Origin of the sequence: Sphingomonas abietis, assembly GCF_027625475.1 — a bacterium.
Lineage (GTDB): Bacteria > Pseudomonadota > Alphaproteobacteria > Sphingomonadales > Sphingomonadaceae > Solisphingomonas > Solisphingomonas abietis.
This window is the reverse complement of record NZ_CP115174.1, coordinates 229,269-248,036: the sequence shown is the minus strand read 5'-3', so window position 1 is coordinate 248,036 and position 18,768 is coordinate 229,269. Positions and strand designations below refer to the sequence as shown.

Genomic DNA, 18,768 nt, shown 5'->3' with positions numbered 1-18,768 from the left:
AGACGGTCGACCAGCCTTTCTAGACGCGAGAAGGCGCGGATGCCCTGCCGATTGCCGGCCGGCCGCCGATGACCCGGGGCGTCTCGCGCATCGATCACCACAGAACGCAGCTGCCGTCCGGTCGTGCCGGCTCGGGCGCATCGTCGCCGATCGCCTGGAGCAGATCGATCTCGATCGTCCGGCACATGGCGAGAAGCGGCACATCGTGGACGGTGTTGGCGAACGGATCGACCAGATCGTCGCCGATCGCCAGCACGGTGAGGAACATGAATCCCGCGACCGTGGAGCCCAGCGGCGTCGCGAACCCCAAGGCATCGACCAGACCGAGCGGCAGGAAGACGCAGAAGAGATGCGTGAACAGCATCGGGAAGAAACGATATTGGTTGGGCAAGGGCGTGTTCTTGAGACGCTCCATGCCGCCCTGCGCGTTGGCGATGTCGATCAGCACCCGTTCCATGGACACCTGCTGGATGGTGTCGATCCAGCCGTTGCGCCGCGCGAGGTCGATGCGTCGCCCGGTGCCGTCGACAATGCCGTTCGCCACATTGGTCCGCGCCAGCGCGAAATCAGCCTCGCCGCGGGACAGGAAGCGGAGCACTTCGGCATCGGGCGGCTGGCGTCGCAGCTGGCAGCGCAGGGCGTTCACATAGGCGATCTGGCGCAGCACGATGCTGCGCTTCATGTCGAGCGCCTGCGGATCGGGCAGGAAATTGCGCGCCGCACGCGCCAGGCTGCGGCTGGCATTGATCATCTGGCCCCAGAGGATGCGCCCCTCCCACCAGCGCTGATAAGCCGAATTGCTCCGAAAGCCGAGGAACAGCGCCAATGCCGAACCGAACAGCGCCAGCGGCAGGTCCGGCGCCTTGAACGGCAGGATATAATAAGTCGCGGTGACGATCACGTCCCATGCGAACAGCAGGAGGAGCGGCCGCCAGATCTCCGTGACGATCCGTTTGAAGCGGGGAACCGCAGTGACGATCATGGCTCTACCTCTTGCTGGAACGCGCCGATGACGACGGGGCGATGCTCATAACGGTCGTGCGGCATGAGGCGGCGCGGCCGCAACGCCATTCGCCGGATGGATGTGAAACCATTGTGGTCGATCGATCGCGATCAGGAAAGCCAGGCTACCGAGGCCGAACGCGGCCAGCAGCAGCCGGCCCATCACCATCGTCGCGACGCTGGCCTGGGCGGAATTGTCGGCGGGCGGCATGGGCAAATCTCCGTTGGAACGGTGAGTGTCATTCCATGTCCCGATGTCCCGTCACCGACTGCCTTGTAACATATCTTTGCCGCGCTGCGGCATCGTGCGGCGTCGTGCGGCATCGTGAAGCCCGCATTCGCCCATCGCGTCATCGAGGGCGAGATCGCTCTCGGCCTGCGCGAGCAGGCCCCACTTGCCGGAGGTCGCGCGGCAAACGAGCGCCATGGCCGCGCCCCGCTCCTTTCGCGTTCCCACAAGAAGGCGTGCCGCTATCTTCTCGAGTTCGACATCTCAGACAGGGAGTCAGGCGCGATTCCCGGCATGGGGCCGCGATGGCCCGCCGCTACGTCATGCGCGTGCCCATGATCGCCCAGACGGCCGCCGCGAGCATCAAGGGTGGCAAATTGCTGGCGATGCCGGTGGCAAATCTGCCGGCCCGATCCGGCAAAAGTGGCTGATTTCCGCCACTGGTGACCCCAACGGGAATCGAACCCGTGTTTTCGCCGTGAAAGGGCGACGTCCTAGACCGCTAGACGATGGGGCCGTCTCGGTTGCGGGCGCTTAGGGCACGCATCCCGCCGGGTCAAGCGCATCAATCGGCCCAGGCGGCGTCATCGACATGCAGTTCGGCCGACGGACGCTGCGCCCAGTCATCGATCCGCGCCCGGCCGGCCAGCCACAGCTTGCGCGTCGAACCCGCCCCGAGCAGCGCCTGGCCGAGCGCGGTATCGGCCGACCCAAAGGCCATCGCCTTGATCGAGCGGCCATCGTCTCCGGCCACGATCGCGCGGACATGGCCGCCGGTGCCGACGACATCGGCCTTCACCACCCGCACCCGGCCCGCCGCGACGCGCGGGCCGGGCCAGCCGGCGCCGTAAGGGCCGCCCGCCTCCAGCGCCTCGACCAGCGCTGGAGTGACGCCGCCCGGACCGACCACCGCATCCAGCAACAGCGCGCGCTTGTCCGATGCGATCGCGACATCGGCGGCGAGGCGCTCGTCGAGAAATTCGGCGAAGGCATCGAGCTTGGCCTCGTCGATGGTCAGCCCCGCCGCCATCGCATGGCCGCCGCCCGCCACCAGCAGGCCCATATCCTTGGCGGCGAGCACCGCCGCGCCGAGATCGACGCCCGAGATCGAGCGCCCCGATCCCTTGCCGATGCCGCCATCGAGCGCGACGACGATCGCCGGCTTGCCCGAACGCTCCTTGATGCGGCTGGCGACGATGCCGATCACGCCGGGGTGCCAGCCGGCACCCGAAATCACCGAAACGGCGCGGTTGCCCTGGCCGGCGAGCTTCGCCTCGGCCTCCTCGCGCACCGCCTGCTCGATGGCACGGCGATCCTCGTTGAACTGGTTGAGCTCGGCGGCGATCGCGCGCGCCTCGCCCTCGTCCTGCGTGGTCAGCAGGCGGACGCCGAGATCGGCGCGGCCGACCCGCCCGCCGGCGTTGATCCGGGGGCCGAGCGCGAAACCGAGATCGGTCGCGGTCGGGTTCCGGGTGAGGCGCGAGGCTTCGATCAGCGCGGCGAGGCCGATGTTGCGACGACCCGCCATCACCTTCAATCCCTGCGCCACGAACGCGCGGTTGAGTCCCTTCAGCTGCGCCACGTCGGCGACCGTGCCGAGCGCGACGATATCGAGCAGCTCCAGCAGCTTCGGTTCGGCACGCGTTGCAAACCATCCCCGCGCGCGCAGGGTGCGGATCAGCGCGGCGCCGAGCAGGAAGGCGACGCCGACGGCGGCGAGATGGCCATGCGCCGCGCCCTCGCCCTCGTCGAGCCGGTTCGGGTTGACCAGCGCGTGGGCGACGGGAAGCACCGTCGCGCATTTGTGATGATCGACCACGATCACGTCGAGCCCGGCGTCGTGCGCGGCCTGCAGCGCCTCGAACGCCATCGCACCGCAATCGACGGTGACGACCAGGCTCGCGCCCTGTTCGGCCAGCATCACCAGCGCGTCCGCCGACGGGCCATAGCCTTCGAGCAGGCGATCGGGGATGTAGGCGCCGGCATGGAGGCCGAGGTCGCGCAGCAGGCGGATCATCAGCGCCGCCGAGGTCGCCCCATCGACGTCATAGTCGCCGAAGATCGTCACCCGCTCCTGGCGCTCCACGGCATCGGCCAGACGATCGGCGGCCTTGTCCATGTCGCGGAAGATCGACGGATCGGGCATGAAGCCGCGGATGGTCGGCACGCGATGGCTGTCGAGCGCCTCCCGCGGGCAACCCCGCGCCATCAGCAGCTGATCGACCAGCGCATCGGGCCGGAAGCCGGCATCGCCATCGTCGCTGGCCAGGCCCCGCCAGCGCCACGGCTGGCCGAGGATCGAACGGGTCACTCCACAGGGTGCGGCAAGGGTCATGCGCTGCGCCTAGACCATCGCGGCCCGCCTGTGAACGCGAGGCGGCGAATCAGGCCTCCGCCGCCCGCAGCACGACATGCCCCGTTCGCGGCAGCAGCAGACGGAGCAGCGGCCCGGTCATCAGCGTCGTCACCACCGCCATCACCACCAGCATGGTGAACATATTCTGGGGCAGGAAGCCCAGATCATAGCCGATGTTGAGCACGATCAGCTCCATCAGGGCGCGCGTGTTCATCAGGCTGGCGAGGATGCTCGATTCGTTGGTGTCGAAGCCCGCCGCGCGGCTGGCGAAGAACACCGGCACGATCTTGCCGCCGACGGCCGCGGCCAGCACCAGCACCAGCCAGCCGAGATCGGCCGGCGAAAGGCCCAGCAAATTGGTCCGCAGTCCGGTGAAGGTGAAGAAGACCGGCAGGAAGAAGACCAATGTGAAATGCCCGACCTGGCTGCTCCAGGCCTCCACGAAATCGGTGTGGCGGTGGAACAGCAGCCCCGCCGCGAAGCCGCCGAAGATCGCGAAGATGCCGATCTGATAGGTGGCGATGCCGAGCCCGAACATGATGCAGAGCGTCACCGCCATCAGATTGGCGGGCAGCCGCCCGTCCACCACCGGCCAGCGGCGCAGCAGCCAGTCCACCAGCGGCGCGAGCACGAAGCGCAACGCGCACAGCAGCACTGCGATCGCGACCAGGCGCCACAGCAGGAAGGCGCCCGAAAAGACGGCGGTCGCATAGGCGGAGATGCAGGCGAGCATCACCCAGCCGACCACATCGTTGATCGCTGCCGCCGAAATCGCGACCACCCCGATCGGGGTACGGGTCAGCCGGAATTCGCGCAGGATGCGGCCGAGGATCGGCACCGCGGTGATCGCCAGCGCGACGCCGCAGAACAGGGCATAGATGACCGGATCGATGCCCGGCGCGATGCTCGGCTGCGAGGCGAAGCCCAGCCACAGGCCCAGCCCGAACGGCACGACGATCGATCCCACCGCGATCAGCAGCACCGCGCGCTTCATCTTCGCCGATCGGAGATGGCCGAAATCGAAATCGGCGCCGATCTGGAACATCAGCAGGATCAGGCCGATCTGGCTCAGCATCGTGATCGCCGGGCTCGGCTTGGCGCCGAACACGGCCAGCGACACGCCCGGAAAGAAATGGCCGAACAGCGACGGCCCCAGCAGCAGCCCGGCGACGATCTCGCCGATCACCCCGGGCTGGCCCATCGCGCGGAACGCCGCATTCATCATCCGCGCCGCGCCGATCATCACGATCAGCTGCAACAGGATCGAGAACAGCAATTGCTCGTTCGCATGCACTGACGCCATGCCCCACTCCCTTTTTCTTATGGGAGCGAGGATAGGCCGGCCGCCATCGCCGTCAATAGTGCCGGTGCCGTTCCGAACGGCACCGACCGTCAGCGGCGATGCTCGCCCTTGACCCAGCGGATGGTGCGGGACGACGCACGCATCACCACGCTCTCGGTGGTCATCACGCCATCGCGGCGGCGCTTCACCCCGCCGAGCAGCGAACCGTCGGTGACGCCGGTGGCGGCGAAGATCGCATCGCCCTTCACCAGATCCTCGAGCTCGTAGATGCGGTTGAGATCGGTCACGCCCCATTTGGCGGCGCGGCTCTTCTCGTCGTCGTTGCGGAACAGCAGGCGGCCCTGGAACTGCCCGCCGACGCACGACAGGGCAGCCGCGGCCAGCACGCCCTCGGGTGCGCCGCCGGAGCCCATATACATGTCGATTGTGGTTTCGGGGCTGGCCACCGAGATCACGCCTGCGACGTCGCCATCGGGGATGAGATAGATGCCGGTGCCGAGCGCGCGCAGCTCGGCGATCATCTTCTCGTGGCGGGGACGATCGAGCACCAGCACGGTGATCTCGGAGGGCGAGACGCCCTTGGCTTTGGCGAAGGCCTCGACGCGCTCGGTCGGCGTCATGTCGAGCGAGACGACGCCGCGCTCGTAGCCCGGCCCGATCGCGAGCTTGTCCATATAGACGTCGGGCGCGTTGAGCAGGCCGCCCTCTTCGGCGATGGCGAGTACCGCGAGCGCATTGGGTCCGCCGGTCGCGGTGATCGTCGTGCCTTCCAGCGGATCGAGCGCGATGTCGATCTTGGGGCCTTTGCCGGTGCCGACCTTCTCGCCGATGTAGAGCATCGGCGCCTCGTCGCGCTCGCCCTCGCCGATCACCACGGTGCCATCGAAATCCAGCTCGTTGAACGCGGCGCGCATCGCCTCGACGGCGGCGGCATCGGCGGCCTTCTCGTCGCCACGCCCGATCAGCTTCGCCGCGGAAATGGCCGCCGCCTCGGTGACACGCACCATTTCCAGCACGAGAACACGATCGAGAACCTGACTTGCGGCGACCTGACTATCCGGCATGATGCTTCCTTCAAACCCTCAATGCGTCGAGCGATAGGGAAGGCGTGTTACGATGTCGAGCATGGCAGCGTTGGTCTTGATCGCGGTTTATGGGCCGCCGGCGCCATCCACCACCGGCATCACCGCCGAGCAGGCGATGGCCAATTATCGCGCGAAGCTCGGCGGCGTGATCGTCCCGGCTCCCGGCGGGCCGGCGGCGCAATGCGCGACCGGCACCCCGGCCGAGATCGTCGTCTGCCGCCGCAATATCCGCCCCGCCCCCCGCCTGCCGATGCCGGACGAGCGGGCGGAGGCCGGCGAGGTGGTCCATCATCGCGGCGAGCCGGGCGGCGGCGATCCCGGGCCGCCGACCGGCCCGCCCAGCAGGCAGATGCAGACCCTGGGAAAGCTGTTCGGCCTACTGAAGGGTGCGGTCACCGGCGAAGACAGCGGCGATTGAATGGCCGATCCGGGGACGGCGCGGATGACGATGGGAATCAGCGCCGCGCTGGCGCTGCTCGCCGTTGCGAGCGCGCCGCCCGATGCACCGGCCAATGCACCGCCCGCATCGACGATGACCGCCGAACAGGCGATGGCGCATTATCACGCGATGATCGACGCGGCAGCCCCCGCGCCGCACGGCGCCTCTCAGGACTGCCCGCTCGGAACCGGCACCGATATTCTGGTCTGCGCCCATCGCCCGGACAAGCCGCAGCGCCTGCCCTTGCGCGACGAACGAGCCGAACCGGGCGAGGTCGTGCGGCACCCGGCCGAACCGCCGCGAGCGGCCGGCGCCCTGAACGACAAGCCGCAATGTCAGTATAATTGCGGGCCGAGCCCGGCGAAGGAGACTTGGGGGCGGCTGTTCAGGATATTGAAGGGCGAAGATCCCGACGACTGATCCGCGCCCCGGCCGTCATATATCCAGCCTCACACGTCGAGGATGTGCATCAGCATCGGCCGGCCGAGCAGGCTGGACGATCCTTCGAGCCGCGCCAGTGCGTCGCTGACCGCGCGCTCCGGCCCCTCATGCGTCACCATCGCGACCAGCACGCCGCCTTCCGGGGTCGCGCCGCGCTGGATCAGGCTTTCGATCGAGACGCCGGCATCGCGCATCGCCGCCGCGATTTCGGCGAGCACGCCCGGCCGATCGGCGACCGAGAAGCGCAGATAGGCGCGGCCGCGGCGCTCTCCGGTGACGGCCGGCGCCATCTCGGCGAGGCTCTCCACCGGCATCGCGAAGGCCGGGCCATATTCGCCGCGCGCGATGTCGATGAGATCGGCGACCACCGCGGAGGCGGTCGGCCCCTCGCCGGCGCCCCGGCCCTCGAACAACAGGCGGCCGACGAAATTGCCCTCCGCCACCACCGCGTTGAGCGAGCCCGCGACATGCGCGAGCGGATGGTTGTTGGGGACGAGACAGGCATGGACGCGCTGGAACAGGCCGGCGGTCGAGCTGCCCTCCGGCTGCGCCTCGGCGAGACCGACGAGGCGGACGCGATAGCCGAGCGCCTGCGCCTGCGCGATGTCGGCGGCGATGACGTGGCGGATGCCCGAGATCGCGGCGGCGCCGAAATCGATCTTGGTCCCGAACGCCAGCGAGGCGAGGATCGAGAGCTTGTGGGCGGCGTCGACGCCGTCAATGTCGAAGCTCGGATCGGCCTCGGCATAACCCAGCCGCTGGGCCTCGCCGAGCACCTCGGCAAAGTCGCGGCCTTCCGCTTCCATGGTGGTCAGGATGTAGTTGCAGGTGCCGTTGAGGATGCCATAGACGCGGCCGATCGCATTGGCCGCGGCGCCTTCGCGCAGCCCCTTGATCACCGGAATACCGCCGGCGACCGCAGCTTCATATTTCAGCGCGACGCCCTTGGCCTCGGCATCGCCGGCCAGCCCCAGGCCATGATGCGCGATCATCGCCTTGTTGGCGGTGACGAAGTGGCGCCCGGCCTCGATGGTGCGGCGCGCAAGCGTCAACGCGGGGCCATCGGCACCCCCGATCAGCTCGACCACGACATCGATATCGTCGCGTGCGGCGAGTGCGGTCGCATCGTCGACCCATTGGAACCGGGCAAGATCGACGCCGCGATCCCGCGTGCGATCGCGCGCGGACACCGCGACGATCTCGATCGCGCGGCCGGCACGACGCTCGACGATCTCGCGGTTGGTGTCGATCAGCTTGATCACGCCCGCACCCACGGTGCCGAGACCAGCCAGAGCGACACGCAAAGCCTTGGACATCAAAAAACCCTCCCGAGTGACAGCGATGCGCTGGCACGTCGGGAGGGTCAGGGCAAGCCAGTAAGGCTTGGCCGAAAGCTACTCAGGCTTGGGTCAGCCGAGTAGGATCAACGGCACTTCACATTGCCGCGATCGATCGAACGGCCGAGCAGCGCGCCGCCACCGGCACCGAGCAGGGTGCCCAGCGTGCCGCCGCCAAGCCGGTTGCCGGCGACACCGCCGCCGAGCGCACCGATCACGAGGCCCGTCGTGCCGTCGTTGCGCTTGCAGTAATAGCGGCCGTCATGGCCACGATAGACCTGATCGTTGCGGCCGAGCCGGCGATCGCCACGGCCACCGCCATGATAGGAATTGGCGGGATCCCAATTATGGTCGCCGCCGCGCCAGCCATGATCGCCGCCATTGCCGTCATTGCCGCCGTGCCAGCCATTATCGCCACCGTTGCCGCCGCGATCATCATGGTGCCAATCCTGCGCCAGCGCGGGAAGCGGCATCGCCATCGGGGTGGCCAAAGCGGATAGGGCGATGGCGCCGAACAATATCTTCTTCATGCTACACTCCTCTTGGGTGATCCCCAAACCGACCGGACGGCATAAGGTTGCCCGCCCGACCTTGATCGAGATTGTGCCTCGCCAACCATGACGCCGTCATGAACCGGTTCGACAGCGAAACGAAAGATTCGCGCCGCCGCCCCGCCTGGTCAGGCCGCCTGCCGTGTCAGCCCGCCTGCCGTGTCAGCCCGCCTTGCGCGGCTGGTCCGCCGGCGCATTGACGCCCATCGACTGGAGATAGCGCTTCAGATTGCGCGCGGCCTGGCGGATGCGATGCTCGTTCTCGACCAGCGCGAGGCGGACATGCCCCTCCCCCTCCTCGCCGAAGCCGACGCCGGGCGCGACGGCGACCTGCGCGTGCTGGAGCAGCTGCTTGGAGAATTCGAGCGCGCCGAGATGCTTCAGCGCCGGCGGGATCGGCGCCCAGCAGAACATGGAGGCTTCCGGCGACGGCAGCTCCCAGCCGGCGCGGCCGAAGCTCTCCACCATCACGTCGCGGCGGCGCTTGTAGAGCTGGCGGTTCTGCTCGACGATATCCTGCGGGCCGTTGATCGCCGCCACCGCCGCCGCCTGGATCGGCGTGAAGGCGCCATAATCGAGATAGGATTTCACCCGCGTCAGCGCGCCGATCAGCGTCTTGTTGCCGACCGCGAAGCCGATCCGCCAGCCCGCCATTGAATAGGTCTTGGAGACCGAGGTGAACTCGATCGCGACATCCTTGGCATCCGGCACCTGGAGGATCGAGGGCGTCGGCTTGTCGCCGAAATAAATCTCCGAATAGGCCAGATCGGACAGCACCCAGAGCTTGTGCTCTTTGGCGAAGGCGACGACCTGCTCGTAGAAAGCGAGATCTGCCACATAGGCGGTGGGATTGGACGGATAGCCCATCACCAGCACCGAGGGCTTCGGCACCGTGTAGGCGATCGCATGCTCCAGCCGCGTGAAGAAGTCCGGCCCCGGCGCCGCCGGGATCGAGCGGATCGCGGCACCCGCGATGATGAAGCCGAAGGTGTGGATCGGGTAGCTCGGGTTCGGCGCCAGCACGACGTCGCCGGGCGCGGTGATAGCCTGGGCGAGGTTGGCGAGGCCCTCCTTGGACCCCAGCGTCACCACCACCTCGCTATCGGGATCGACATCGACGCCGAAGCGGCGCGCATAATAGCCGGCCTGCGCCTTGCGCAGCCCCGGAATGCCCTTCGATGCCGAATAGCCATGTGCGCCGGGATCGCGCGCGACCTCGCACAATTTGTCGATGACATGCTGCGCCGGCGCGCCGTCCGGATTGCCCATGCCGAGATCGATGATGTCCTCTCCCGCCGCGCGCGCCGCTGCCTTCATCGCGTTCACTTCGGCGAACACATAAGGGGGCAGGCGACGAATACGGTAGAAATCCTCGGACATTCTCAAAGACCTTCTGGATGGCTCGCCACGGTGGCGGCAGCCGCGCTATAGCGGAATCGCGCGCAACGGCACAGGCGCGTTTCTGTGGGAGTGGTCGATTGGCCGAGCAGACCGATGCACGCGATGCGTTCCAGCCGACGCTCGAGGAGATCCAGCACTGGACCGGCGTGATCGGTCGCGCGCAGCAGATGCTGCTCGAATATGCCTCCCGCCAGGCGCTGCTGGCGCCGCCGACACCGCCCGCTCTGCCCGATTTCTCGAAGATGTGGACCAATCCGGCCGCGATCCGCTTCGATACTGATACGCTCGCCGATGCGCAGGCCGATTTCTGGAAGGACAGCCTGACGCTCTGGCAGCGCTTCCTCGATCCCGCCGCCGCCCCGGCACCCAAACCGGATGCCGATCGCCGCTTCGCCGCGCCGCAATGGCGCGACCTGCCGATGTTCGATCTGATCCGCCAATCCTACCAGATCGTCTCGGATCATATGGTCCGCTCGGTCGAGGCGATCGGCGGCCTGTCGGACAAGCAGCGCGAGCAGCTCCGCTTCGCCACCCGGTCCTTCACCGAGGCGATGTCGCCCGCCAATTTCGTCGCCACCAATCCGCAGGCGCTGGAGAAGATCCTCACGACACGCGGCGAGAGCCTGCTCAGGGGCATGGAGAATCTGCTCGCCGATCTCGATCGCGGCCAGCTCACCCATTCGCATCGCGACGCCTTCCAGCTCGGCCGCGACATCGCCTCCACCCCCGGCAAGGTGATCCACGAGACACCGCTCTACCAGCTGATCCAATATAGCCCGACCACCGACAGGGTGGCGAAGATCCCGCTGCTGATCTTCCCGCCGTGGATCAACCGCTTCTACATCCTCGATCTCAACCCGCAGAAGAGCTTCGTGCGCTGGGCGGTGGAGCAGGGCATCAGCGTGTTCATGGTCTCGTGGAAATCGGCCGACGCCAGCATCGCCCATGTCATGCTCGACGATTATGTCGCCGCGCAGATCGACGCCATCGATACGGTGCGCGACCTGTTGGGGGTCGAGAGCACCCACACGATCGGCTATTGCGTCGCCGGCACCACGCTCGCCGCGACGCTGGCGCTGCTCGCCGCACAAGGCGAGGCGGCGAAGGTCGCCACCGCCACCTTCTTCACCGCGCAGGTGGATTTCGCGGCCGCCGGCGATCTCGCTTTGTTCATCGACGACGCCCAGCTCGATCTCGCCGCCGGCCTCGCCGGCGACAAGGGCTATCTCGACGGGCGCTACATGGCCGCGACCTTCAACCTGCTGCGCGGCAAGGATCTGATCTGGAACTATGTCGTCCAGAATTACCTGATGGGCGAAGAGCACCCCGCCTTCGATCTGCTCCACTGGAACGGCGACGTCACCAATCTGCCGGCGCTGTGGCACCAGGCCTATCTGCGTGATTTCTACCGCGACAATCTGCTGGTGCAGCCCGGCGCCATCGCCGTCGCCGGCACGCCGATCGACCTGACCGCCATCACCACCCCGGCCTATGTCCAGGCCGGGCGCGAAGACCATATCGCGCCGGCCGACAGCGTGTGGAAGCTCACCGAACATCTCAGCGGGCCGCTCCGTTTCGTGCTGGCCGGGTCCGGCCATATCGCCGGCGTGGTCAACCCGCCCGCCTCCGGCAAATATCAATATTGGACGAGCGACCATCCCGCCGCGACGCTGGCCGACTTCCTCGGTCAGGCGATCGAGACCAAGGGCAGCTGGTGGCCGGACTGGCGCGCCTGGCTGGCCGGTCATGATGCGGAGATGGTCGCCGCCAAGGGTGCGCGCCTGCCGGGCAAGGGCCGGCGCAAGGCGATCGAGGACGCGCCGGGACGCTACGTCAGCCAGCGCTGAGGCGGTTCGGCGCACGCCGTTATCGCTTCACCTCAACAGCCATGCTGCACCGCACAAAATCCACTTGCGTGGCGTTCGCAGCAGGTGTATTGTGCGCCGCAATATAAACGTAACAAGTCTCGCTTGGAGCGGACCTATGGTAGAGAAGACCGGCCAGCCGACGCGTGCCACCCCGCCCAAGCGGGTGAGTTCGGAACGTGCGAAAGCCGCCACCGTCGCCAGGACGCCCGAGGCGAAGGCCGCCGCTCCCACCGCGAAACCCGTCCCAGCGACCGCCGCGGCGCCGACGCCAGCCGGAACGGCGAAACCCGTGACCGCCGCGGCCGGGCCGCCCCCCGCTGCACCCGCCATCCAGTCCGCCGCTGCGGCCCCTGCGCCGAAGCCGGCGGCGGCGGCGGCGAAGACCGAAACACCCACTGTCGCGAAACCCGCGCCGGTGGCTGCCAAGCCGGTGCCGGTGGCGCCCAAGATCAAGTCGGCCCCCGTGGCTCCGGCGCCTGCGCCGAAGCCGGTCGAAGTGGCTGCTGTGAAGGTGGAAGACAAGGTTGGGGTGCCCGCGCCCCAGCCCGTTGCGAAGACCCCGATTGCGAAGGCCATGACGAAACAGGCGGCGGCGCCCATCGCCGTCATCACCGAGGGAAGCACAATCATGAACGACACCGTGACCAAGGTCCAGGAAACCGCCAAGAAGTTCACCGCCGATGCCGGCCAGAAGATGCAGGCGCTGTTCGGCGATGCCAGCGAGCGCGCCAAGGGCGCCTACGAAAAGAGCGTCAAGCTGTCCGAGGAGTTCACCGAATTCCAGAAGGGCAATGTCGAGGCGATCGTCGAGTCGGGCAAGCTCGCCGCCAAGGCCGCCGAGTCGCTCGGCCAGGAAGCGGCCGACTATGCGCGCAAGTCGTTCGAGAGCGGCACCGCCGCCTTCAAGACCTTCGCGTCGGCCAAATCGCCGACCGAGCTGTTCAAGCTCCAGAGCGACTATATGAAGTCCTATTTCGAGTCGGCCGTCGCCGAGAGCACCAAGGTGACCGAAGCCTGGCTGAAGCTGGCCGGCGACGTCGTCCAGCCGATCTCGAACCGGGTTGCCGTCGCGGTCGAAAAGGCGAAGACCACCAGCGCTTTCTGATCCGCGATCGAACATCGTGCCAGGAAAGGCCGTCCCTCGCGGGGCGGCCTTTTCGCATCGGCGACGGCACCTTTTGGACCAATGCCGCACGCTTGTCCGCAGCCGGCTCTTGCCCTCCCCCCGCGCGATGCCATATCGTGGCCGATGACCATGCAGCAGCCCCATAATCTCCTCGCCAGCGTCGATCCGGTTCATGAACCGATCCGCGCCATGGCGAACAAGGATGGCGAGGACACCGGCAACGGCGTCGGCGTCGCCACCCGCACGCGGAGCCGCACCAAGAAGCCGTCGCTCTACAAGGTGCTGATGCTCAACGACGACTACACCCCGATGGAGTTCGTGGTGCTGTGCCTGCAGCGCTTCTTCCGGATGAACATCGAGGATGCGACGCGGGTGATGCTCCACGTCCACCAGAAGGGCGTCGGCGTGTGCGGCGTGTTCAGCCACGAGGTCGCCGAGACCAAGGCGACCCAGGTGGTCGATTTCGCCCGCCAGCAGCAGCATCCGCTGCAATGCACGATCGAAAAGGCCTGAACGACGAGCCTGGGCGACGAGCCCGCGCTCAGTAGCGGAAGGCGGTCGCGATCGGCTCGCCGGTAACCGGATAGCCGGCATCGTTCGGGATACGGAGCCAGTCGCCATCCTCGCGCGACTCGATCCAGGGCGAGATGATCCGCTGCGGCCACCGCGCCGCATCGGCACAGGCGTCGGCGAAGCTGCCGAACCGGGCGATCCGCTCCAGCAATCGCCGAGTCGGGAAGATCGCCCGCCCGTCGCCCGCTTCGCAGCGCGCCAGCACATCCGCCGCCGTCGCCCAGAAGGCCTGGCTGGTCTCTTCGCCGTCGGCCACGGGGATGTCCTCTCCGGTGGCGCGGGCCAGATAGAAGCGCGTATCGAATCGCCGCTTCACCGCCTCATGCCGCGGCAGCCAGCGTGCGAACGGGATCAGCGCCGCGCCGATGGCGGGATCGAGGGCGATGCCGGTCTCCTCGCGAGTCTCGCGAATCGCCGCGATCCGCGCCGCCGCCTCGTCCGGCGCCAGTTGCGGATGGGCCGATGCCGCCGCCGCCCGGTCCTCGGGGTCCACCCGCCCGCCCGGAAAGACATAGGCGCCGGCCGCGAAGACGAGCGCCGCGCCGCGCTGGACGATCAGGATGCGCGGCGCCTCGCCCGCCCGATCCTGCATCAGGATCAGCGATGCGGCATCCGATACCGGCGCGGCGGGGTCAGTGGACGCCAAGGCCGCGCCCCGATCGTGAATCAGTCATATCATGATCGTCGCACATTTCCGGCCATCGCCGAAATGCGGCACGCGCGCGAAATCGCGGCGCGGGACGCTGTCCGGATCGACAGGGGAAAAGGACCGGCGGCGTGGTGGAGCTGAGCGGAATCGAACCGCTGGCCTCTGCAGTGCGATTGCAGCGCTCTCCCATCTGAGCTACAGCCCCGCACCGCCGGAGCGCTGCATTTAGCGGCGCTTTCCGCCGCTGGCAACGCGCAAATTCCGATCATGCATCGGTCGCCCGCCACTGCTCGTCGCAACAGCGCGGCGGCTGGGCGAACCGCGCCAGGGCGCACCCGTAACGACAGGAACGCCCACGCTTTTCTTCCGTTTTGAAGGCTGATCGAGCGGGCGCCGCACTCTGCGGCCGATACCGTTCGGCAGGTTTTTCCCAGGAGAAAGGACGACTTATCATGGGTTACGAACGCAACGATCGCCCCTATGGCTATGGCCGCGACGATTATCGCCGCGAGCCGGGTTATGGCAGCCCCGACGACCGCGGCTTCTTCGACCGCGCCGGTGACGAGATCCGATCCTGGTTCGGCGATGAAGAGGCGGAGCGCCGCCGGCGCCGCGACGAACGCTTCGATCAGCGCTACGATCGCGACCATCCCGCCAGCCGCTACGAGGGTCGCTACGAAGGCGGTCGCTTCGCCCGCTCGGCGCCGGGCGGCTATGCTGGCCCCGATCGCTATCCGAACTGGCGTCGCTCCAACCAGAGCGACGATGATCGCGGCTTCTCGCGCGGCTATGCGCCGACCGCCTATCATTATCCGGCGACCGGCGAGGACCGCCAGTTCGAGACCGGTTATCCCGACGGCACCCGCACCCGCAGCTATGCCGATACCGGCTTTGGCAGCGATCGCGACCAGCGCTACGACGCCTATCGCGCATCCTATGGTACGGGCTATGGCGCCGGCTCATCCGGTCGCGATGCCGCCCGCGACGACGAGCATGGCTATCATGGCTGGCGCCATCGCCAGATCAGCGAACTCGATCGCGATTATGACGAGTATCGCCGCGAGAACCAGACGCGCTTTGCCAGCGAATTCTCGGCATGGCGCCAGAATCGCCAGACCCAGCGATCCTCGCTCCAGCAGGCGCAGGAGCATATGGAGGTGCTGGGCTCCGACGGCGTGCATGTCGGCAAGGTCGATCATGTCCGCGGCGACCGCATCCTGCTGACCAAGACCGATCGCGACGCCGGCGGCCATCACCACTCGATCCCGTCCTCGTGGATCCAGTCGGTCGACGACAAGGTCCATCTCTCCAAGACCGCGGAACAGGCCCAGCAGGCCTGGCGCGACGAGGAGCAGAATCAGGGCCTGTTCGGCAGCGATCGCGATCGCGACGGCGATCGTGGATCGACCGACCTCAACCGGAGCTTCTCCGGCACCTACTGATGGTACTGATGGGCGCGTGACGCACCCATGAGGCGAAGGCCCGGCCGAGCCATCGGCCGGGCCTTTTGCATGTGCGCCATCGTGATAGGATCGTCTTCGGGAGTCGACGGAGGACGATATGCGCTACGAAGTTTCCGGCACGACGATGCAGACCGTCTCGATCGATCTGGAGGCCGGCGAACGGCTCTACAGCCAGCCTCACAGCATGGCGTGGATGAGCGAGACCATCGCCATGCAGACCCACACCGGCGGCGGCCTGTTCGCGGGGCTGCGGCGCGCGATGAGCGGCGGCGGCCTGTTCATCACCGAGTTCACCGCCGAACGCGCCGGGCACATCGCCTTCGCGCCCCGCTTTCCGGGCCAGATATTGCCGTTCAGGCTCGCCGCCGGCCAGTCGCTGGTCTGCCGCAAGGAGACCTTCCTGTGCGCCGAGCAATCGGTGACGCTGGACATCGCCTTCCAGCAGCGGCTGGGGGCGGGCTTCTTCGCCGGCGAAGGCTTCATCCTCCAGCGTGTCACCGGGCCGGGCACGGTGTTCCTCGATCTTTCCGGCGAAGTGATCGAGAAGCAGCTCAGCCCCGGCGAGCGACTGCTCGTCCATGCCGGGCATATCGGCCTCCAGGAGCCGAGCGTCGCCACCGACATCCGGATGATGCGCGGATTCCGCAACATCCTGTTCGGCGGCGAAGGCCTGTTCCTCGCGACATTGACCGGGCCGGGCAAGATCTGGCTGCAATCGATGCCGATCCTCAACCTCGCCGAAGAGATTGCGCGCTATTTGCCGAGCAGCGGCGAACGCGGCGGCAGCGTCGCGCCGATCGTTGGCACCGGCGCGGCAGGCGCCGTGGTCGGCGGCATCCTCGGCGGGATATTCGGCAACGAGTAGGCGAATACTCGGCATTACGGCATTCGGCGACGTCTCCGATCGCGCCGATACTATGCCGATCTTATGCGGCACCCGCGAACCCCGTCTCGAAAGCTGACGGGTGAGGCGCCTAATCCGCCCTCCTGACGCCGCGCGGCGATCCTCGTCGCGCGCCCGTTGCGAGGGACGTGCATCATGCAGGACATATTCTGGGTCGCGGCGATATTGGGGCTGCTGGCGGCGACGCTCGCCTATGTTCGCCTGTGCGATCAGGCGTGAGGCGGCGATGACGATCGACCTCTGGCTCGCCGCGATCACCGCGCTCGGCCTGCTCGTCTATCTGGTCGCGGCGCTGCTGCGCCCCGAACGATTCTGATCGGGGGCCGACACCATGACCGTTTCCGGATGGATGCTCATCCTCGCCTTCTTCGCCGTGCTGCTGGCCCTCACCAAGCCTGTGGGGCTGTGGCTCCACGCGCTCTACGAAGGCCGCCGCACCCCGCTCCATGCCGTGCTCGGCCCCGTCGAGCGCGGTTTCTACCGTCTGTCCGGCATCGAGCCGACCGCGGAGCAGGGCTGGCGCCGCTACGCCGTCCACATGCTGGTGTTCAACGCGGTGCTGGCGCTGTTCAGCTATGCGATCCTGCGCGCGCAGGCGCTGCTGCCGTTCAACCCCGGCGGCCTGGCCGGGCTGCCCGAGCATCTCGCCGCCAACACCGCGGTGAGCTTCACCACCAACACCAACTGGCAGAGCTATGCCGGCGAATCGACCATGTCGAACCTCAGCCAGATGCTCGCGCTCACCATCCACAACTTCCTGTCGGCCGCGACCGGCATCGCGCTGGCCTTCGCGCTGTTCCGCGGCTTCGCGCGGCGCGAGAGTAAGACGGTCGGCAATTTCTGGGCCGATGCGACCCGCATCACCCTCTATCTGCTGCTGCCGCTCTCGATCGTCTACGCGCTCTACCTGGTGGCGTCCGGCGTGCCGCAAACCATGGCCGCCTCGGTGGACGTCACCACGCTGGAAGGGATCAAGCAGACCCTCGCGATCGGGCCGGTCGCCAGCCAGGAGGCGATCAAGATGCTCGGCACCAATGGTGGCGGCTTCTTCAACGCCAACTCCGCGCACCCGTTCGAGAATCCCAGCGCCGCCACCAACTTCGTCCAGATGCTGTCGATCTTCCTGATCGGCTTCGGGCTGACCTGGTGCTTCGGCAAGGCGGTCGGCAATACCCGGCAGGGCTGGGCGATCCTCTCGGCGATGATCCTGATCGTGCTGGCGGGCGTGCTCGTCACCTATGCGCAGGAGGCCGCCGGCAACCCGATCGTCCACCATCTCGGCATCGCCGGCGCCAATATGGAGGGCAAGGAGGTCCGCTTCGGCACCGCCGCCTCGGCGCTGTTCGCGGTCGTCACCACCGCCGCCTCCTGCGGCGCGGTCAACGCGATGCACGACAGCTTCACCGCGCTCGGCGGGCTGATCCCGCTGTTCAACATCCAGCTCGGCGAAGTGGTGGTCGGCGGCGTCGGCTCGGGCATCTACGGCTTCCTGCTGTTCGCCATCCTCGCGGTGTTCGTCGCCGGGCTGATGGTCGGTCGCACGCCGGAATATGTCGGCAAGAAGATCGAGGGGCGCGAGGTGAAGCTCGCGGTGCTCGCGATCGCGGTGCTGCCGCTCGTCATCCTCGGCATGACCGCGATCAGTGCGGTGGTGGCGCCGGGGCTTGCCGGCCCGCTCAACAAGGGGCCGCATGGCTTCTCGGAGATCCTCTACGCCTTCACCAGCGCGGTGGGCAATAACGGCTCGGCCTTCGCCGGCCTCACCGCCAGCACGCCTTATTATGACGGCATGCTGATGATCGCGATGTGGCTCGGCCGCTTCTTCGTGATCGTGCCGATGCTCGCCATCGCCGGATCGCTCGCCGCCAAGAAGGTGACGCCGGCAACGGCGGGCTCCTTCCCGACCACCGGCCCGCTGTGGATCGGCCTGCTGATCGGCATCGTGCTGATCCTCGGCGGCCTCACCTTCCTGCCCAGCCTCGCGCTCGGCCCCATCGCCGATCATCTCGCGATGATCCGCGGCCAGCTTTTCTAAGGTCTA

General features: G+C 67.5%; 20 protein-coding genes and 2 tRNA genes. 10 read left to right on the top strand and 12 right to left on the bottom strand.

What is annotated here, in order from left to right:
- Window positions 1-94: 94 nt before the first annotated feature.
- From PBT88_RS01285 to PBT88_RS01275, 3 genes are read right to left on the bottom strand one after another with little or no spacing between them, the layout of a single operon-like run.
- Window positions 95-982 (bottom strand): bestrophin family protein, encoded by an 888-nt coding sequence (locus PBT88_RS01285; RefSeq protein WP_270077455.1) that lies wholly within the window; start codon window positions 980-982, stop codon window positions 95-97.
- A 45-nt stretch (window positions 983-1,027) separates the two neighbouring features.
- Window positions 1,028-1,213, bottom strand: a complete 186-nt coding sequence (locus tag PBT88_RS01280; RefSeq protein ID WP_270077454.1) for a hypothetical protein — start codon at window positions 1,211-1,213, stop codon at window positions 1,028-1,030.
- A gap of 51 nt (window positions 1,214-1,264) precedes the next feature.
- On the bottom strand, window positions 1,265-1,429 hold the full coding sequence (locus tag PBT88_RS01275) for a hypothetical protein (RefSeq protein WP_270077453.1): 165 nt from the start codon (window positions 1,427-1,429) through the stop codon (window positions 1,265-1,267).
- 107 nt (window positions 1,430-1,536) lie between these two features.
- Between PBT88_RS01275 and PBT88_RS01270 the strand changes: the two genes are divergently transcribed.
- The gene (locus tag PBT88_RS01270) at window positions 1,537-1,662 is read left to right on the top strand and encodes a hypothetical protein (protein ID WP_270077452.1); all 126 of its coding nucleotides are present in this window, start codon (window positions 1,537-1,539) and stop codon (window positions 1,660-1,662) included.
- A 10-nt stretch (window positions 1,663-1,672) separates the two neighbouring features.
- Here the strand turns inward: PBT88_RS01270 and PBT88_RS01265 are convergent.
- The 4 genes from PBT88_RS01265 to glpX all read right to left on the bottom strand — a co-directional run bounded on the left by PBT88_RS01265 (window position 1,673) and on the right by glpX (window position 5,954).
- A tRNA-Glu gene (locus PBT88_RS01265) sits at window positions 1,673-1,748 on the bottom strand.
- A 48-nt stretch (window positions 1,749-1,796) separates the two neighbouring features.
- Complete coding sequence (recJ, locus tag PBT88_RS01260) at window positions 1,797-3,566, bottom strand: single-stranded-DNA-specific exonuclease RecJ (RefSeq protein ID WP_270077451.1); 1,770 nt, start codon at window positions 3,564-3,566, stop codon at window positions 1,797-1,799.
- Between the two features lie 49 nt (window positions 3,567-3,615).
- Window positions 3,616-4,890, bottom strand: coding sequence for a cation:proton antiporter (locus tag PBT88_RS01255; RefSeq protein WP_270077450.1), 1,275 nt, complete (start codon window positions 4,888-4,890; stop codon window positions 3,616-3,618).
- A gap of 89 nt (window positions 4,891-4,979) precedes the next feature.
- The gene (glpX, locus tag PBT88_RS01250) at window positions 4,980-5,954 is read right to left on the bottom strand and encodes a class II fructose-bisphosphatase (protein ID WP_270077449.1); all 975 of its coding nucleotides are present in this window, start codon (window positions 5,952-5,954) and stop codon (window positions 4,980-4,982) included.
- Window positions 5,955-6,015: 61 nt separating this feature from the next.
- Between glpX and PBT88_RS01245 the strand changes: the two genes are divergently transcribed.
- Both PBT88_RS01245 and PBT88_RS01240 read left to right on the top strand, forming a co-directional pair.
- A complete protein-coding gene (locus PBT88_RS01245) occupies window positions 6,016-6,393 on the top strand; it encodes a hypothetical protein (protein ID WP_270077448.1) in 378 nt (125 codons plus the stop codon).
- Window positions 6,394-6,417: 24 nt separating this feature from the next.
- Window positions 6,418-6,834, top strand: a complete 417-nt coding sequence (locus tag PBT88_RS01240) for a hypothetical protein (protein WP_270077447.1) — start codon at window positions 6,418-6,420, stop codon at window positions 6,832-6,834.
- A 29-nt stretch (window positions 6,835-6,863) separates the two neighbouring features.
- Here the strand turns inward: PBT88_RS01240 and PBT88_RS01235 are convergent, their stop codons facing one another.
- From PBT88_RS01235 to PBT88_RS01225, 3 genes are all read right to left on the bottom strand, one after another.
- Window positions 6,864-8,171, bottom strand: a complete 1,308-nt coding sequence (locus PBT88_RS01235) for a homoserine dehydrogenase (protein ID WP_270077446.1) — start codon at window positions 8,169-8,171, stop codon at window positions 6,864-6,866.
- 107 nt (window positions 8,172-8,278) lie between these two features.
- Entirely contained in the window at window positions 8,279-8,722 is a 444-nt protein-coding gene (locus PBT88_RS01230) for a glycine zipper 2TM domain-containing protein (protein ID WP_270077445.1), read from the bottom strand.
- A gap of 183 nt (window positions 8,723-8,905) precedes the next feature.
- On the bottom strand, window positions 8,906-10,123 hold the full coding sequence (locus tag PBT88_RS01225; RefSeq protein WP_270077444.1) for an LL-diaminopimelate aminotransferase: 1,218 nt from the start codon (window positions 10,121-10,123) through the stop codon (window positions 8,906-8,908).
- 188 nt (window positions 10,124-10,311) lie between these two features.
- Between PBT88_RS01225 and PBT88_RS01220 the strand changes: the two genes are divergently transcribed.
- The 3 genes from PBT88_RS01220 to clpS all read left to right on the top strand — a co-directional run bounded on the left by PBT88_RS01220 (window position 10,312) and on the right by clpS (window position 13,651).
- Window positions 10,312-11,991, top strand: a complete 1,680-nt coding sequence (locus tag PBT88_RS01220) for a PHA/PHB synthase family protein (protein ID WP_270079134.1) — start codon at window positions 10,312-10,314, stop codon at window positions 11,989-11,991.
- Window positions 11,992-12,127: 136 nt separating this feature from the next.
- Entirely contained in the window at window positions 12,128-13,117 is a 990-nt protein-coding gene (locus PBT88_RS01215; protein ID WP_270077443.1) for a phasin family protein, read from the top strand.
- Window positions 13,118-13,327: 210 nt separating this feature from the next.
- On the top strand, window positions 13,328-13,651 hold the full coding sequence (gene clpS / locus PBT88_RS01210) for an ATP-dependent Clp protease adapter ClpS (RefSeq protein ID WP_270079133.1): 324 nt from the start codon (window positions 13,328-13,330) through the stop codon (window positions 13,649-13,651).
- Between the two features lie 28 nt (window positions 13,652-13,679).
- Here the strand turns inward: clpS and PBT88_RS01205 are convergent, their stop codons facing one another.
- A complete protein-coding gene (locus PBT88_RS01205; protein ID WP_270077442.1) occupies window positions 13,680-14,357 on the bottom strand; it encodes an NUDIX hydrolase in 678 nt (225 codons plus the stop codon).
- Window positions 14,358-14,489: 132 nt separating this feature from the next.
- A tRNA-Ala gene (locus PBT88_RS01200) sits at window positions 14,490-14,565 on the bottom strand.
- Between the two features lie 247 nt (window positions 14,566-14,812).
- Here PBT88_RS01200 and PBT88_RS01195 point away from each other — a divergent pair.
- The 4 genes from PBT88_RS01195 (at window position 14,813) to kdpA (ending at window position 18,762) form a co-directional block, all read left to right on the top strand.
- The gene (locus PBT88_RS01195; RefSeq protein WP_270077441.1) at window positions 14,813-15,802 is read left to right on the top strand and encodes a DUF2171 domain-containing protein; all 990 of its coding nucleotides are present in this window, start codon (window positions 14,813-14,815) and stop codon (window positions 15,800-15,802) included.
- Between the two features lie 118 nt (window positions 15,803-15,920).
- Window positions 15,921-16,688, top strand: coding sequence for a TIGR00266 family protein (locus PBT88_RS01190; RefSeq protein WP_270077440.1), 768 nt, complete (start codon window positions 15,921-15,923; stop codon window positions 16,686-16,688).
- Window positions 16,689-16,953: 265 nt separating this feature from the next.
- Window positions 16,954-17,043 (top strand): K(+)-transporting ATPase subunit F, encoded by a 90-nt coding sequence (kdpF, locus tag PBT88_RS01185; RefSeq protein WP_270077439.1) that lies wholly within the window; start codon window positions 16,954-16,956, stop codon window positions 17,041-17,043.
- A 15-nt stretch (window positions 17,044-17,058) separates the two neighbouring features.
- On the top strand, window positions 17,059-18,762 hold the full coding sequence (kdpA, locus tag PBT88_RS01180) for a potassium-transporting ATPase subunit KdpA (protein WP_270077438.1): 1,704 nt from the start codon (window positions 17,059-17,061) through the stop codon (window positions 18,760-18,762).
- The last annotated feature ends 6 nt before the right edge of the window (window positions 18,763-18,768 follow it).